This is a genomic window from Agrobacterium sp. 22-221-1 (assembly GCF_053522445.1).
This window is the reverse complement of record NZ_JBNWCL010000021.1, coordinates 37,774-54,130: the sequence shown is the minus strand read 5'-3', so window position 1 is coordinate 54,130 and position 16,357 is coordinate 37,774. Positions and strand designations below refer to the sequence as shown.

Annotated in this window: 15 protein-coding genes and 1 pseudogene; 11 read left to right on the top strand and 5 right to left on the bottom strand. The window is 58.9% G+C overall.

Features of this window, described 5'->3' with window-relative positions; translation table 11 throughout:
• Window positions 1-14: 14 nt before the first annotated feature.
• The 4 genes from ACQZ5N_RS23040 to ACQZ5N_RS23025 are packed head-to-tail and all read left to right on the top strand — an operon-like array spanning window position 15 to window position 5,115.
• On the top strand, window positions 15-896 hold the full coding sequence (locus tag ACQZ5N_RS23040; protein ID WP_031234425.1) for a carbohydrate ABC transporter permease: 882 nt from the start codon (window positions 15-17) through the stop codon (window positions 894-896).
• A gap of 3 nt (window positions 897-899) precedes the next feature.
• Window positions 900-1,751: a carbohydrate ABC transporter permease gene (locus ACQZ5N_RS23035; protein ID WP_020812750.1), complete on the top strand. Its 852-nt coding sequence runs from the start codon at window positions 900-902 to the stop codon at window positions 1,749-1,751.
• Window positions 1,752-1,810: 59 nt separating this feature from the next.
• Window positions 1,811-2,953: an ABC transporter ATP-binding protein gene (locus ACQZ5N_RS23030; protein WP_448734251.1), complete on the top strand. Its 1,143-nt coding sequence runs from the start codon at window positions 1,811-1,813 to the stop codon at window positions 2,951-2,953.
• A 23-nt stretch (window positions 2,954-2,976) separates the two neighbouring features.
• Window positions 2,977-5,115, top strand: a complete 2,139-nt coding sequence (locus tag ACQZ5N_RS23025; RefSeq protein WP_448734225.1) for a beta-galactosidase — start codon at window positions 2,977-2,979, stop codon at window positions 5,113-5,115.
• A 99-nt stretch (window positions 5,116-5,214) separates the two neighbouring features.
• Here ACQZ5N_RS23025 and ACQZ5N_RS23020 read toward each other — a convergent pair whose 3' ends face one another.
• The 4 genes and pseudogenes from ACQZ5N_RS23020 to ACQZ5N_RS23005 all read right to left on the bottom strand — a co-directional run bounded on the left by ACQZ5N_RS23020 (window position 5,215) and on the right by ACQZ5N_RS23005 (window position 8,966).
• Complete coding sequence (locus ACQZ5N_RS23020) at window positions 5,215-6,384, bottom strand: ROK family transcriptional regulator (protein ID WP_031234427.1); 1,170 nt, start codon at window positions 6,382-6,384, stop codon at window positions 5,215-5,217.
• Between the two features lie 287 nt (window positions 6,385-6,671).
• Window positions 6,672-7,076: pseudogene (locus tag ACQZ5N_RS23015) on the bottom strand (DUF1612 domain-containing protein); the annotation flags it as partial.
• A 79-nt stretch (window positions 7,077-7,155) separates the two neighbouring features.
• On the bottom strand, window positions 7,156-8,181 hold the full coding sequence (locus ACQZ5N_RS23010) for an SAM-dependent methyltransferase (RefSeq protein ID WP_448734224.1): 1,026 nt from the start codon (window positions 8,179-8,181) through the stop codon (window positions 7,156-7,158).
• A complete protein-coding gene (locus ACQZ5N_RS23005) occupies window positions 8,178-8,966 on the bottom strand; it encodes a DUF1295 domain-containing protein (RefSeq protein WP_448734223.1) in 789 nt (262 codons plus the stop codon). The genes ACQZ5N_RS23010 and ACQZ5N_RS23005 overlap by 4 nt, the downstream gene beginning before the upstream one ends.
• Window positions 8,967-9,158: 192 nt before the next feature.
• Between ACQZ5N_RS23005 and ACQZ5N_RS23000 the strand changes: the two genes are divergently transcribed.
• The 7 genes from ACQZ5N_RS23000 (at window position 9,159) to ACQZ5N_RS22970 (ending at window position 14,855) form a co-directional block, all read left to right on the top strand.
• A complete protein-coding gene (locus ACQZ5N_RS23000) occupies window positions 9,159-10,529 on the top strand; it encodes an NAD(P)/FAD-dependent oxidoreductase (protein ID WP_448734222.1) in 1,371 nt (456 codons plus the stop codon).
• Window positions 10,526-11,344, top strand: coding sequence for a DUF1365 domain-containing protein (locus tag ACQZ5N_RS22995; RefSeq protein WP_448734221.1), 819 nt, complete (start codon window positions 10,526-10,528; stop codon window positions 11,342-11,344). The genes ACQZ5N_RS23000 and ACQZ5N_RS22995 overlap by 4 nt, the downstream gene beginning before the upstream one ends.
• Window positions 11,331-12,563 carry a class I SAM-dependent methyltransferase gene (locus tag ACQZ5N_RS22990; RefSeq protein WP_448734220.1) on the top strand — a complete coding sequence of 411 codons (1,233 nt, stop codon included), beginning with the start codon at window positions 11,331-11,333 and terminating at the stop codon, window positions 12,561-12,563. The genes ACQZ5N_RS22995 and ACQZ5N_RS22990 overlap by 14 nt, the downstream gene beginning before the upstream one ends.
• Before the next feature lie 27 nt (window positions 12,564-12,590).
• On the top strand, window positions 12,591-12,968 hold the full coding sequence (locus ACQZ5N_RS22985; RefSeq protein ID WP_269832346.1) for a DUF2147 domain-containing protein: 378 nt from the start codon (window positions 12,591-12,593) through the stop codon (window positions 12,966-12,968).
• 68 nt (window positions 12,969-13,036) lie between these two features.
• The gene (locus tag ACQZ5N_RS22980; protein WP_004433128.1) at window positions 13,037-13,465 is read left to right on the top strand and encodes a DUF2177 family protein; all 429 of its coding nucleotides are present in this window, start codon (window positions 13,037-13,039) and stop codon (window positions 13,463-13,465) included.
• 140 nt (window positions 13,466-13,605) lie between these two features.
• A complete protein-coding gene (locus tag ACQZ5N_RS22975) occupies window positions 13,606-14,148 on the top strand; it encodes a sigma-70 family RNA polymerase sigma factor (RefSeq protein WP_448734219.1) in 543 nt (180 codons plus the stop codon).
• The gene (locus tag ACQZ5N_RS22970; RefSeq protein ID WP_448734218.1) at window positions 14,145-14,855 is read left to right on the top strand and encodes an anti-sigma factor; all 711 of its coding nucleotides are present in this window, start codon (window positions 14,145-14,147) and stop codon (window positions 14,853-14,855) included. Before ACQZ5N_RS22975 ends, ACQZ5N_RS22970 begins: the two co-directional genes overlap by 4 nt.
• Before the next feature lie 3 nt (window positions 14,856-14,858).
• Here the strand turns inward: ACQZ5N_RS22970 and ACQZ5N_RS22965 are convergent, their stop codons facing one another.
• Window positions 14,859-16,349 carry an aldehyde dehydrogenase family protein gene (locus ACQZ5N_RS22965; RefSeq protein ID WP_448734217.1) on the bottom strand — a complete coding sequence of 497 codons (1,491 nt, stop codon included), beginning with the start codon at window positions 16,347-16,349 and terminating at the stop codon, window positions 14,859-14,861.
• Between the last annotated feature and the right edge of the window lie 8 nt (window positions 16,350-16,357).

Sequence of the window (16,357 nt, the reverse complement as noted above, 5' to 3'; positions counted from 1 at the left end):
AACAGGATATGCCCATGTCTCTCTGGTGGCGCAGCCGACGAAACTGGCTGACACCCGCGTTGCTGCTTGCACCGGGTCTCTTACTCTTCCTCGTCATCATCATCGCCTCGTCGCTCGAGACCTTCTGGATCTCGTTCTTCGACTGGGACGGCATGGGACCGAGAACCTGGATCGGCTTCGGCAACTACCGGGAGCTGTTCGACGATCCGCAATTTTACGTATCGCTTAAAAACAATACCATCTGGCTGGTGATGTTCCTGCTGGCGCCGCCGGCGGGCCTTGCAATCGCGCTTCTCGTCAACCAGAAGATCGCCGGCATGCGCTTCATGAAGTCGCTGTTCTTCATGCCGCTTGTCCTCGCCACCGTGACCGTGGGCGTGATATTCGGCTGGTTCTACGATCCCACCTTCGGCCTGCTTGCCATCATATATCACGCCTTCGGCGCAGAAGCCCCCGCACTTCTTTCGGACGAGAACCTGGTGACATTCGCCGTGGTCGGCGCAGCATTATGGCCTCAGATCGCTTTCTGCATGGTCCTGTTCCTCGCAGGTCTCAACAATCTCGATGAGGAACTGATCGGCGCCGGTCGAGTCGATGGCGCCAAGGGATGGCCGATGCTTCGCCATATCGTGCTGCCACAGCTGAGCCAGGTGGCCTTTATCGCCGTCGCCATCACCATCGTCGGCGCGTTGCGCTCCTTCGATGCGATCTCAGTGATGACGGCAGGCGGCCCTTTCGGCTCCTCCACGGTGCTCGCCTATCAAATGTACGACCAGTCGCTCTTCTCCTATCGCTTCGGTTATGGCGCAGCGATCGCCACCATCCTGTTCCTCATCATGTCCGTCTTCATCGCCTGGTATCTGCACGGGCTGATCAAATCCGAGAAGAGGAGCTGAGCCATGTATCCGCGCCCCATTCCCGAAAACAAGAAACTCGCCCGTCTCGGTTATATGGCCGGCGTTCTGGCGATCCTCATCCTCTGGCTGCTGCCGCTCTTTGCCGTCATCATGACCTCCTTCCGGTCCTTCGATGATGTGATGTCTGGCAACTACTGGGGCTGGCCGACAAAATTCAGCCTGACCGAGAATTATGTCGCGGTCTTCGAACAGACGAAAATGCTGCGCTACTTCACCAACAGCCTGATCATCACCATTCCCTCCGTGATCGCGGTGCTGATCCTGTCGACCCTCACCGGCTTCGTGCTGTCGCGTTACCGTTTCCGAGGCTCGATGGTGATTTTCGCCATCTTCGTCGGCGGCAACTTCCTGCCGCAGCAGATCATGATGATCCCGATCCGCGACCTGATGGTCTCGGCCGGCCTTTACGACACCTTCTTCGCGCTTATCCTTTTCCATGTGGCGTTCCAGACGGGCTTTGCCACGCTCTTCATGCGCAACTTCATCGCCGCCCTGCCGGACGAACTGTTCCAGGCGGCGAGAGCCGAAGGCGCATCGCCCTGGCAGACGCTGATCCACATCGTCATCCCGCTGGTGCGTCCCGCCCTTGCCGCCCTTGCCATTCTGGCCTTCACCTTCATCTGGAACGACTATTTCTGGGCGTTGGTGCTGACCCAGAGCGACGCCGTTAAACCCGTCACCGCAGGTCTCTCCAATCTCAAGGGCGAATGGGTCTCGGCCTGGAACATCGTATCGGCCGCCACGATCTTCGTCGCCGTGCCGCCGGTCGTCATGTTCTTCCTCATGCAGAAACACTTCGTCTCAGGCCTGACCATGGGGGCGGTAAAGGGATGACCTCCGCTGCCCAACCCCTGCCCTCCTCCGAAACGACGACCAACAAGGACAAGATCGGCATGAAAAGCGTCGAACTTCTCAATGTCGAGAAGCACTATAGCGGCTTCCACGCGCTGAAGAACATCAACCTCACCATCGAAAAGGGCGAGTTCATCGTGATGGTCGGCCCGTCCGGTTGCGGCAAGTCCACCCTGCTCAAGACCATCGCGGGCCTTGAGACCATAAGCTCGGGCAAGCTCATCATCAATGATCGCGATGTCACAAAGGAAGAGCCCGGCGAGCGCGGTATCGCCATGGTCTTCCAATCCTATGCGCTCTACCCGCATATGACCGTCGCCGAAAACATGGGCTTCGGCCTGAAAATGGCGAAACGCCCCAAGGCGGAAATCGATGCCGCCGTGAAACGCGCCGCCGAAATCCTCAGGATCACCGAACAGCTCGACAAAAGACCGAAACAGCTTTCCGGCGGCCAGCGCCAGCGCGTGGCGATCGGACGCGCCATCACCCGTTCGCCCGAGGTCTTCCTGTTTGACGAGCCGCTCTCCAATCTCGATGCGGCGCTCCGCACCCAGATGCGCGTGGAGCTGTCCACACTTCACGCCGAGCTTGGCTCGACGATGATCTACGTGACCCACGATCAGGTCGAAGCCATGACCATGGCAAGCCGTATCGTCGTGCTCAACAGGGGCGCGATCGAACAGGTAGGCTCACCGCTGGAACTTTACGCCAATCCGGTCAATCGTTTCGTCGCCGGTTTTCTCGGTGCGCCACGCATGAATTTCTTCGAAGGCAAGGTTGCCTCAGTGAGCGAGATCGGTGTGACGGTTACGGTTCCCGGACTGCCAGATCTTCAGGTGAAGGCCCATGAAGCCTTGGGTCTCAGGGGCGGCGAGGATATTGCCATCGGCGTGCGTCCCGAGCGCCTGAACATCGATGCGAACGGTTCCGCCGAGGTCGCCTTCGATGCCCGCATCCGCCTTATCGAGCATCTTGGACGCGAAACCATCCTTCACGTCGATGCCGACCCCGTGGTCACCACCGGGTCGGATACCGGCACCCGCAATGTCACGGTGCAGCTTGGCGATGTCGTTGCCTTCGCCAACGGCGAAACCGTCCGCATCGGTTTCGACCTCAATGACACCTATTTGTTCGGCCCTGACGGAAAGACCCTGACGCCTCGGAAATCCGCCACCCGAACCTGATCAAAATCGGAGTTTTTTATAGCATGAAACGGTCGAAACCCGCGCCCCTGTCGGTCTGGCGCACCCTTAACCTTGACGATTTTATGCTCGGCGTGCCGCATTATCCCGAGCATGTCGACGAAAGCTACTGGCAGCGCGACGCCGATCGCATGAAGGCGATCGGCTTCAACACCGTGCGCATGGGTGAATTCGCCTGGCATATCTGGGAGCCATACGAAGGCAAGTTCGACTTCGACCTCTTCGACCGCGCCATCGACCTTTTGGGCAAGGCGGGCATCAACACCATTCTCTGCACACCGACAGCGACCCCGCCGCGCTGGCTGACGCAGAACTATCCGGAAGTGCTGCGCGTCGACCGCAATGGCCGCCGCGCAAGCCACGGCTCGCGCCAGCATGGCGATACGACCAGCCCGGTCCTGCGGCACCATAGCCGCCGCATCACCACGGCGATGGCCGAGCACTATAGGGACAATCCCTATGTCATCGGCTGGCAGACGGACAATGAACTCAATACCACGGTTTCGGAATCCTTCTCGGATTCCGCCGCCCTCGCCTTCCGCAATTTCCTGCGGCACAAATATGAAACCATCGACGCGTTGAACTTCGCCTGGGGCGGCCATTTCTGGGCCACCGCCTATGATAATTTCGATCAGATCGTGCTGCCCTTCCCGATGGCGCCGTCCTATCTAAGCCCCGGCCATGTGCAGGACTATCACCGCTTCCTGGCGGCGGCGACCGCAGCCTTCCAGCGCGATCAGGTCGACATATTGCGCGCGACCAATGCAGACTGGTTCATCTTCCATAATCTCGGCAACCTCACCGACATCGACTTCCGGGGCCAGTTCGGCCAGGACCTCGATTTCATCGGTTTCGACATCTACCCGATGCTCTATGACGAGTTCCGCCGCACCGGCGGCCATGCCGCGACGCAGGCGCTGCAGCTGGACGTCTGCCGCAGCTATTCCGGCAACTTCATCGTTCCGGAGCAGGCCTCCGGCCTCGGCAGCCAGCCCTCCTTCACCACCATGGCGCCCGAACCGGGCGAGATGCGGCGCATGGCGCTTTCGTCCGTTGCCCGAGGTGCTGATGGCCTGATGTTCTTCCGTTGGCGTCCGGCGCATTTCGGGGCCGAGATTTACTGGATGGGCATCATCGACCATGACGATGTGCCCCGCCGCCGCTATGAGGAAGCCCGCCATTTCGCTTCCGACATCCGGAAAATCAAGGACAGGCTGCTCGGCACCTCCGTTCGCATCGATGTCGGCATCGCCGGTGCCGATTTCGACAATCAGGAAGCCCACAAGACCTATCCGATCGGCCTGCCCTCGCCACTGGAGGACGCAACCTTGTTGCACCGACACTGCTACAAACGCGGCATTTCCTGCGGCTTCATTCATCCTGAGGACGACCTAACCCACCTCAAGGTTCTCTATGTACCGCATTGGGTGATGTGGAACCAGAAATGGACGCAGAAGCTCGAAGCCTTCGCATCGAACGGCGGCACCGTCATTGTCGGCGCGATGACGGGCACCCGTGACGTCAACAACCACATCATCCGCGAGCAGGCGCCCGGCGGCGCGTTGGCAAAGCTCACCGGCGTCCGGGTCGAGGAATTCGGCCGCATCACCGCTACTGGCGGCGAGGGTCTGTTCCAGCGCTCCGCGCCGGAAGCTGGCCTCTATGTGCGTCCCGATCTGCCGCCGTCCTCCTCCGCAGACCGCAAATACACGCTCGAGATCGGCGGCCGCCTGATCGAGGCCGAACATCTTTATGAACTGGTGGAAACCGGCGACGATGTCGAGGTGATCGGAACCTGGGCAAACCGCTTCACCAAGGGGCGGGCGGCGATCACATCCCGCAAGGTTGGCAAGGGTCGCGTCGTCTACGTCGCAACCTATCTCACGGAAGCGCTGGCTGCCATCCTTGAAGAGGTAGTTCTGGCGGATGCCGGTGTTGCGCCGCTGGTGGCCGATCTGCCCGCCGGCATCGAAGTGGCGATGCGGCAGGCAGCGGATCGCAAACTGCTCTTCGTCATCAATACGCTCGAAACGGAGCAAAAGATCGACCCTCTTCCGCAAGGCAAAGATCTTCTCTCCGGCAGGCAAATGACTGCAGGCGAAACACTGGAGCCTTATGGTTGCCGCGTTATCGAACTCGTTTGATCAAGTCTGTATAATTGAGGTCGCATCGGCCCCATGACCTCCGCTTGAAAGCGGCGGAGAGATGATCTCGCCGCTTTCTTGTTTCTGCTCGGCGGCAATCTAGGGAGCCGAGCCGTTCAGCACCTCGAAATCGAAGATGCCCTGGGTCGCCAGTGCTGCGGCGCCGGAACTCCAGAAATTGTCACGCTCATCCGGGACGATCGGCGGCGGCGTGGTGAAACAGTAAACCTCAAGCGCCCGGCGCATAGGCTCAAACAGAAAATTCCCGAAGGTGACGGCCTCGCCGCCGACGATAATGATCTCCGGATCGACAATGTCGATCATCGTTCCAAGGTGCTGGCCGATGGCCTCACCGGCCTCCCTTAGGATTTCGCGCGCAATGGGGTCACCCGCGAATGCTGCCGCCGTCATTGCAAAACGATCCGCCGCATCCAGACCTTTTTCCTTTCGCCAACGCTCAACAATCGCGTTCTCCGAATAAAATGCCTGCAGGCAACCGTGGCGTCCGCATTCGCAAAGCGGGCCTTGAAGCCTGTGGCGGGCATGACCCAGCTTGCCGGCCTGGCCATGGGCTCCGCGATGGACGGTGCCCTCCACCACCGTCGCGCAGCCGATGCCGACACCGATGGCAAGCGCGGCAAAGACCCTGTGTTGACGGCCAAGCCCAAAAAGATGCTGGGCCAACGCGAAGGCACGCGTGTCGTCCTCCATCCAGACCGGAACATTGACCCGCTCTCGCAGCATTTTAGCAAAGGGCACGTTTTCCCAGAAGAAACGGTGGCTCTTGATGCATATGCCGTTTTCAGCATCTATCGAACCCGGCATGGAAAAACCGATCCCGGTGATTTCTCCCGCCTTTTCAGGTGTCGATTGTTTCAGCCGTCGCACCGCGCGTTCAGCGGCATCAAGCACGGTCGCCGGCGCCGGATCGTCAAAATCGACGGTGACAGACGAAAGCGGCGCGGTTGAAAGATCCGTCAGAACGCATTCCAGCGATCCGACATTCATTTTTATTCCAATGGCGAGGTGGCCGGCGTAATTGATCTCCAGAGGGACCGGGCGGCGACCCGCCGCCCCAGCCGTTGCATTACCCTCGATCAGGTACCCCTCTGATAGCAGATCGGTCGTGACAAAGGTCACGGCCGCCGGGCTCAAACCGGTGGCGACAGCAATTTCAGCGCGGCTCAGCGGCCCCTCTCGTCTGACCAGATTAAGGATCAGACGCCGGTTCATCGCCCGTGTCGTTCGCTGATCTATCTTCACTCGCAACGCCTCTCTTGCAGCTATCAAAACCACGTTTGAAGCGTAGATGGAGATGCGTCAACCAAATAGCGCTCAATATGCCCCTTCCGGCTGGTGAGCCACTTCAGTATTCCGGTTTCCCCTCCGCAAAGGAGTGTCAAAGAGCTATTTAGACATATGATGTCCGCCAGCACTTTTTCTAAAAAGTTTAACATAGGCTTCGTCAGTAACCCGTAGATGAGGATCATCCATTTTAACCCGCTCCGCCTCCCGTTCGTTGATACACCGAGCGCTGACGCTTCACCACCTGAGACCACATCGTAACCCTTGGCCACCATCCCGGCCGACACCAACGCTTCGCCATCGCCAGGTTAACCAGATCCAGCAAATTCAAAGAGGTGCGGCTTCCCCACAATTTGCGTTCCATCATTTTCGCGCCAGCATCAGTCTGTCGTGTCCCTTGATACCGATCTTGGCGGCCACTATCAGGCCGTGGCAACCACCAGCAACCGGATCTCCCCATTACGATATCGGCGTCGATCGACGGGAATGGTTTTCAGGCCGAGATTGGTGGCCGCAGGATGCGGCGCCGGTGGCGATGCCGGCTTGCCGCAAGATTGAAACTAAGAGCAACCGGCCCAGCCATGGGAGCACAGCGCGTTCTAGCCATCGAAGGCGACGACCGCCTGCAGCACGCTCAGTAGGTTTTCCGACTGCCGGGAATGCAAACGTTCGTTTTGGCAAACGTTTCGAGCGCAGTTTTTAGAACGTGCCGACGCCGATTGTGTGGCGCTAACACTAAACCCTCTTAAAAAAGTAGTGCCCCACACCCCACACGTCACCGCCCTCGTGCCCGAAAAGCCCGGCGGTCGCCAGGAAGAACAATCGCCATCGCCTTTCCCATAGCCGGGCGTCGGCACCATAGGTTTGCTGCAGAATGGGCCGGATACGGTCAATTTTTTCGTCGAAATTTTCGAGCCAATCGAGCGCTGTCCGACGATAGTGCGACCCTGACCAGCGCCATTCCCGCTCGACGGCGAAAAGCTGACTAAAGCGATGGGGAAGGTCGAAGGCCGGCATGATGCCGCCGGTGAAGAAGTGCCGGGCGATCCAGTCGGCAGGATTGTTGTGGTCGAAACGATAGGATCGGTCGCGGTGGTTAAACACATGCATGAAAAACCTGCCGTCCGGCTTCAGCCACGAGTGAACACGCTCGAACAACACGCGCCAATTCGACATATGCTCGAACATTTCCACCGATACGACACGGTCGAATCGATCGCCCGTCGTGAAATCATTCATATCGGCCGTCACTACAGAAAGGTTTGAAAACCCCCGTTCTCGGGCACGACCGATTATATGTTCGCGCTGCGACACGGAGTTCGAGACTGACATAATGCGCGCATTTGGGAAACGGCCGGCCATATAGAGGGATAACGAACCCCATCCGCAGCCGAGTTCCAGAATATCCATGCCGTCCTCAAGGCCGGCATGGGCTGAGGTCTTGGCCAAAGCAACATTTTCAGCTTCGTCCAGCGTGGTCGTGGCATCGTCATAATAACAGCAGGAATATTTGCGCTGCTCTCCCAGAATGAGCGCAAAAAATGCCGCTGGCACTTCATAATGCTGTTTGTTTGCATCGTCGGTATGGCTGGCGACGGGAAACTTCACCATATCCGCCGCGAAAGCCTCTTCCGCATCCGCTGTAATGGCGGCAAGCCGCCGCTTCGTCCGTGCGCAGAGCATATCTATTCCGGCGAGCGTCACGCTGTCGCTGAGCGGCGCGCGCTCGGCGGCGTTGATGGCGAGTGCGAGCATGTTCATGGCCTGTCCTCGTTCTTGCGCGGCCCCGGAAAAAAGGCGTTGACGCGTTGTTGAAGGGCGCGGAATTTTTCCCCGCGCGATTGGAGCATATGGTCTTCAAGCGGCGGAATGCCGGAGACATGGACAAGCAGCCAGTACATCATCGCCGGTGCGGCGAGCGATACCCATGACAAGGCCTGCCCCTGAATGGCCAGCAGCGGAAAACCGCACCAGAAAAGCCATTCGAAAAAATAGTTGGGATGGCGGGAATAACGCCACAGCCCGGTTTCGCAGACACTGTTTTTTGCCGCTGCGGTCTTTCTGAATTTCCAGAGCTGGGCGTCGGAGAGCGCTTCGCCTGCCAGCGCGCCAAGGGCAACCACCATGGCGATAACGTCAACCATACGCGGAAACACATGGGTGTTGCTTGCCGCAAGATAGACCGCAAGAACAAGCACGAAAGCGGCGATTGCCTGTATCTGCAGGAAGATGAACAGCCGCAGGGCGGCAGCGCTCCCCCATTGCTCCATAAGCTTTGCATAACGGGGATCTTCCCCGCCTCCTTGCGTGCGCATGCCGATATGGCCGGCAAGCCGCAGGGACCAGACAACGACCAGGAAAAGTGTAGCAACGCGCCGCCAGCCGTCTCCGTCGGTGAAAACAACCGCAAAAATTCCGCCAAGCCCGACACTCGCAGCCCAGACCGTGTCGATCCAGCCGCTTGAACCGGTTGCTCTCTGCAACACCCAAGCGCCCGCCATCAGAAGCGACATGAGAATGGCAAGCGTCAGGACTACAGAAAACATCACTAATTCGCTCGCCATTTTGAATGGTTTGAGGTCGGGTTTCGTGATGGCAAATACGAGCGGACCCGCAAAATAGTTTCAGGCGCCGGACAAAATTTCAAAAAATCGATGCGCCGGTGAAACTGATCGGGCGGCCTCCTCGTACATGTCGCAGTCCCCAAGACTGGATTGGCAGTGCTATAGCGAGGAAAAATGGTCGACACCGAAGCGAAAAAAGAACAAAGCCGCCGCATCGCCGTGGTCGGAACGGGAATTTCCGGTTTGTCGGCGGCCTGGCTTTTGTCGCAACGGCACGATGTCACGGTTTTCGAAGCGGCTGACCGCATCGGAGGCCACACCAATACGGTGACGTTCAGCACGGACCATGGACAAGTCCATGTCGATACCGGATTCATTGTCTATAACGAGCAGACCTATCCCAATCTCACTGCGCTTTTCCAGCAACTGGGCGTGGCGACTGCAGCTTCGAACATGTCTTTCGCCGTTTCTCTGAATGATGGCGGCTTCGAATATTCCGGCGGAACGGGCCCTGGCCTGCTGGCCCAGAAGTCCAACATCCTGAGGCCACGTTTCTGGGCGATGCTTGCGGACCTTTTGCGCTTTTACCGCAATGCCCCACGCGACCTGCATTTGATGGGCGATCTGTCTCTCGACGAATATCTCTCCCGCAACCGGTATGGTTCAGCGTTCCGCGACGATCATCTTTACCCCATGGCTGCGGCCATCTGGTCCACGCCGGCCATGGAGGTCGGCCGTTATCCGGCGGCGCATTTCATCAAATTCTGCCGCAATCACGGCCTGTTGTTGCTGCGCAATCGACCGGTGTGGCGCACAGTCGACGGTGGCTCGCGCGAATATGTGAAACGCATCACGGCGTCGTTTGCGGATCGAATTCTCCTCTCGACGCCGGTTAAGCGCATCCACCGCCTGCCGGACGGCGTCGAAATCACCACTGCGGACGGCAAAGCCATGCGCTTCGATGACGTGGTGATCGCAACCCATGCGGATCAGGCGCTCGACATTCTCGCGGACGCAACACGCGCCGAACGGCGCATTCTTGGCGCGTTTGCCTACACCCAAAACCGCGCCGTGCTTCACACCGACAGCCGTTTCATGCCGCGCCGCCGCGCTGCCTGGTCAAGCTGGAACTATGTGGCCGACACGCGCATTAAAACGAGCCTGCCGAGCATTACCTACTGGATGAACAGGCTTCAGCCGCTGGGCGAAATCCCGGACATTTTCGTAACGCTGAATCCGGCGCGGGAACCGGATCAAGGAAAAATCATCGCCGAGGAAACCTATCACCATCCGGTTTTTGACGCTGGCACCGAACAGATGCGTCAGGAGCTATGGGCCTTGCAGGGTCTGCGAAACACCTGGTTCTGCGGCGCTTATTTCGGATCCGGTTTTCATGAAGATGGTCTTCAGGCCGGCCTTGCCGTCGCCGAAGATCTTGGCGGCGTATCCCGTCCATGGAAGGTTGCTGACGACAACAACCGGATCATCCGTCTGGATTTGGCGACGATTGCGACAGACACGGAAATCATGGAGGCGATGGCATGACGTCTCCCCTCACCTCGGCGCTTTTTCCCGGCCATGTAACGCATGCGCGTTTCAAGCCGAAAACCCATAAGCTCGCCTACCGGATTTATTCGCTGCTCCTCGACCTCGATGAGTTGAACGTGCTCGACCGGAAATTGCGATTTTTCTCCGTAGACCGGTTCAACCTGTTCTCGTTTCACAGCAGGGACCGCGGCAACCGCAGCGCCATCGGGCTGCGCCAGCAGATCGAGGCAGCCATGACGGCGGCAGGCATGGCAGTGGACGGAGGGCCGATACGTCTGCTCACCATGCCGCGCGTACTCGGCTGGGCCTTCAACCCACTCAGTGTCTTCTTCTGCTACGGGCGCGACTTGTCGCTTAAAGCTATCCTCTGGGAGGTGGACAACACGTTTGGCGAGAGACACTCATACCTGATCCCGGTGGAAGCCGGCAAATCGACCGAGATCGTCCAGCGATGCGACAAGGCCTTTTATGTCTCTCCATTCATGGACATGGATCTCCACTATGTTTTCCGCGTCGCCCCGCCCGGCGACAGGCTGAAAATCGTCATCGATACTTTCGACAATGACAGCCTAGTCCTGACGGCGCGGCATCTGGCCCGGCGTGTCGAATTGACGGACGGTGCGCTTCTGAAAGCTTTCTTCGCAATTCCCCTCCTGACGCTCAAGGTCATTCTGGGCATTCATTGGGAGGCCCTGAAAATTTGGCTGAAAGGCGTGCAGCTCAGAAAACGGCCGCTGCCGCCTGCCGGTCCAGTCTCCTTCCGTCATCCTTCATCGTCGCAAATCGAGGCCAAAATTCATGACCCCGTTTGACAATCTCACGGAATTATCGGCGAAGAATACGCGCCTGAACGACCGCATCAGCCCAGGCATGTGGCTTATCAACCGGCTGTTGAGTAATATCGACAGGGGAAGATTACATATCATTCTTCCCGGCGGCGGCTTCATTGAAAAATCCGGCGCAACGAATGGCAGCGAGGCAATCCTTGTCCTGCATAGCTGGCGCGCGATCCGGCGGATGCTGCTGAACGGCGACATCGGCTTTGCCGAGGGTTTCATCGAAGGCGACTGGACCACACCAGATCTGACGGCGCTGATCCGCTTTGCGGCCCAAAATCGCGAGGCGTTCGCAAGGTCAATGCGCGGCAGCCTGCCGATGCGCCTTCTCAACCGCACTACGCACGGGTTGAATGCCAATACCAGACGCGGCAGCCGCCGCAATATCGAAGCGCATTATGATCTCGGCAACGAGTTTTACCGGCAGTGGCTTGATCCCTCTATGCTGTATTCGTCGGCGATTTTCGACGACACGGCGTCTACGCTCGAAGCCGCCCAACTGAAAAAACTGGAACGTATCGTCGATAAACTGAAATTGAGCGGCGGCGAAAACATATTGGAGATCGGCTGCGGCTGGGGCGCACTCGCCATTCACCTTGCTACGCAGGCCAAAGCCAACGTCACCGGCATCACTCTCTCCCCCTCCCAGTTAAAATGGGCAAAAAATGCGGCGGAAAAAGCCGACAGCACAGACCGCATCGATCTGAGGCTGCAGGATTACCGCGACCTGAACGGCCAATTCGACAGGATTGTCTCCGTCGAGATGTTCGAAGCAGTCGGCGAGGCCTATTGGCCAAGCTATTTCGAAACGCTGAAAAGATGCCTGAAACCGGGCGGCAGTGCGGTGCTGCAAATCATTTCGATTGAAGAAAGCCGCTTCGATACATATCGGCGTAAGGCGGATTTCATCCAGAAATACGTCTTTCCCGGCGGCTTTCTGCCCTCAAATGCCGCGCTCGAAAAGGCGGTCGGCAAAACCGGCCTGAAGCTCACCGATAGGGAACTTTTCGGCCAGTCCTACGCGCTCACGCTCGCCGAATGGCGCCAGCGTTTTCATGCGCGGTGGCAGACGATTTCCCTGCTCGGCTTCGATGACCGCTTTCGACGGCTTTGGGATTATTACCTTTGCTATTGCGAGGCAGGCTTTGCCGAGGGGAGCATAAACGTCGGCTTCTATACGATCGAACACAGATAAGGCGGGACCAAACTGCGGAGAGAGACAATGATGATCAACGGATTGACGGTTGCTTCCGTCCTATGGCCACTGCTGGTCGCGTCCAACGCGACGGCGGCCGATATCGACGGCAACTGGGCGCGCGGAGACGGCAAGGCGAAAGTACTGATCGCGCCCTGCGGTGAAAATATCTGTGCCACAAACACCTGGATCAAGCCGGGCACTCCGAAGGAAAAGGCCGGGGACCGGCTGATTATGGACATAAAGCAGACAGAGGCAGGCAGCTATTCCGGCACCGCTTTCGACCCCCAGCGGGATAAATCCTACAGGATAACAGTGACAATAAACGGCAACGGCATGACCACGAAAGGCTGTATCGTCGCCGGTCTGCTGTGCAAGGGCATAAACTGGACAAGGATCGACTAGCCACATCTCCACGTTGCTTCGACCCATATCGTCGCTTCGTTATCGAGGCCCTGCAAAGGAAACCACCAATGAAAACCTATTTCGCAGCCTACCTTTTTACCCTCGTCGCCTTTCTGGTGATTGATTTCATCTGGTTGAGCACGATGGCGTCGCGTCTTTACCGCCCGGCCATCGGCGATCTTCTGGCAGAAAACTTCCGGCTTGCTCCGGCGGTCGTCTTTTACCTCATCTATGCCGCCGGCCTGACCTTTCTTGCAGTTCGCCCGGCCTTTCAGACGGGGGAATGGACGACCGCGCTGCTTTATGGCGCAGTGGTCGGCTTCATGGCCTATGCCACTTACGACCTGACCAATCAGGCGACGTTGAAAAGCTGGTCCACGACCCTGACCGTCGCCGATCTTCTATGGGGAACCTTCGTCTCCGCGGCAGCTGCTACAATCGGCTATCTCATCACGGTGCGGCTGATCGGCCCGCTGGAAAATCCGACAGGCCTATGATGACGACATCCACTCTTACCGGCCACTTAAGTGCGATAACCCTGCGACCCAGTCGTTTCCAGGTTCGCAGCATGAGCACGCATCTCTTGTCTTCCTGCGAAAGACGACCCTATAAAGGAGGCGCAGCAAGGAAGGTTCGAATGCAGGGCACAGAGATCGCAGGCCTTATCAACCGCGTCGGCATGGGTGATCGTTCAGCATTCGTCTCGCTTTATCAGGCAACCAGCCCGAAGCTTTTCGCGATCTGCCTGAAAATCCTGCGTGACAGAGCGGAAGCCGAGGAGGCGCTGCAGGAAATCTATATCAAGGTCTGGCAGCGGGCCCGAACATTTGCCGCCAGCGCCGGCAAACCCGCCACATGGCTTGCCGCCATTGCCCGCAACCATGCAATAGACACGATCCGCGCGCGCAAGCCCATAACCGACGACATCGAGGAAGCCTACGATCTTGCCGACGAGAGCGCCCGCGATCCTGAGCAGCAGATCGTTCTCGCCGATGAAGGCCGCAGGATCGAAGACTGCATGCGCGAGCTTGAGACCGTACACGCACAGGCGGTGCGTCGGGCCTATGTCGAGGGCTTGAGCTATCTCGAACTCGCCGAAGAATTGCGCGTGCCGCTCAACACGGTCAGAACCTGGCTGCGACGCAGTCTTCTCAAACTCAGAGAGTGTATGCAGCGATGACGACGGGCGAACAGAGCGGCGGCAAGCATTCGCGCGACGACATCCTCGCCGGTGAATATGTTCTGGGCGTCCTGCCGCTCGAAAAGCGCCGTGAACTGGAACGACGCATGCAGGACGATGAGGCATTCGCACAGCTGGTGCAGCGTTGGGAGGCGGAATTTTCCGACTTCAATGCCGATTACCAGGAGCAGGCACCGAGCGCCACTGTTCTTGCGCGTATCGAAGAACGCCTGTTCGGCGGCAGGGCCGTCAATACCAATGGCAGCCTCTGGAATTCCGCGTCCTTCTGGCGCTGGATCTCGGTTGCCACCAGCGCAACCGCCGTGGCCGCCATCGTTTACGCCGCCTTCCCCGAAAAATGGCAGGGCGCCACCCCGCTGGTAGCCGAACTTGCAACGACCGACAGCCAGGTTAATCTCCTCGCCTCCTACGACGCGGAATCCGGACGGATGCGCATTGTGCCTGTCGCAACCGGCAAGACCGACGAAAAATCGCTGGAACTGTGGCTGGTGATGGAAGGCGGCAAGACCCGCTCGCTCGGCGTCTTCCAGCCCGGCACGAATGGCGATCTTATAATCCCCGCAGACATGCGCAACAGCATCACCGAAGGCACCACCTTCGCGATCAGTGTCGAACCTTTCGGCGGCTCGCCGACTGGTCAGGCAACCGGCCCTGTTATCGCCGTCGGCACGGCGCGATGGGGATGAAGGTCAACGCTTCCCGATTTCGAGGCGAGTCCCGATGAACGCGTCACGATACGAGATGGGCCGTAACGGTCTGTCTCCGAAGCCGACGATGCCCTTGATTTCGGTGAACTCGTGCAGACCGAACTTGCCATATTCCCGACCGTTGCCCGATTGCTTGTAGCCGCCGAAGGGGGCGGCCCCATCCCAGGCGGAGCTGTTGAGACGCACTATGCCGGTTCTGAGCCGTCGTGCGAAGGCACGCGCCTCCTCGGGTGCGCCCTGAATATAGGATGCCAGCCCATAGGGCGTGTCGTTGGCGATATCCGCCGCCTCGTCCTCGCTGCCATAAGCGAGAATGGCAAGCACAGGCCCGAAAATCTCTTCACGCGCGATCGTCATGTCGTTCGTAACGCGCGCAAAGACTGTCGGCCGTATATAATAGCCGCTGTTCAGATGCGCTGGCCGATCGAGCCCGCCGGCAACGAGCTCCGCCCCTTCCTCCATTCCCTTGCGGATGAGGCTCTGGATCTTGTCGAATTGCGTTTTGCTGGCAACCGGCCCGATATCCGTTTCGGCATCGCCGGGTGCACCGACACGGACCGATTCCGCCGCCGCACGGGCGATGCCAATCACCCGGTCCATTTGCTCCGCAGGGACGAGAAGACGGGTCGGCGCATTGCAGGACTGGCCGGAATTGGCAAAGCACCTGATCACCCCGGCGCGCACGGCGGCGTTAAGATCAGCGCTTCGGAGCACTATATTGGGCGATTTGCCGCCCAGCTCCTGATGCACGCGCTTCACCGTCGGGGCCGCTGCCTGTGCGACCGAAATGCCGGCGCGTGTCGAGCCGGTGAAGGAAACCATGTCGATATCGGGATGGCTCGCCAGTACCGCACCCACGGTCGGGCCGTCACCATTGACAAGGTTGAACACGCCCTTGGGAACACCGGCCTCGTGCAGGATTTCGGCGAAAAGTATGGCGTTGAGGGGCGCGATTTCCGAGGGTTTCAGCACCATGGTGCAGCCGGTGGCAAGCGCCGGGGCGACTTTGCAAGCGATCTGGTTGATCGGCCAGTTCCACGGCGTGATCATGCCGACGACACCGATCGGTTCATGGACGATGCGGGTCGTACCCTGCATGTATTCGAACGGAAAATCACGCATGGCGCGGATCGTCTGCTCGAAATGCGCCACGCCGATACCCGCCTGCTCATCCCGCGACATTTTTCGTGGAGCGCCCATCTCATGAGAGATCACGTCGCCGATCTCGTTCTGCCGACGTTTCAATATCTCAAGAATGCGCTCAAGCAGGCCGAGGCGCTCTTCCCGCGTCGTCCGCGAAAAGGTAGCAAAGGCGCGGCGCGCGGCGGCGATGGCGCGCTCGGCATCCGCCGCCGATCCCATGGCTATCTCCGCGAAAGGCTCTTCGGTGGCGGGGTCGACGACGGATAGACGCTGGCCGCCGAGAGGATCGACCCAGGCGCCGTCGATATAGAATTTGAGATAATTGTCCATATTCGTCT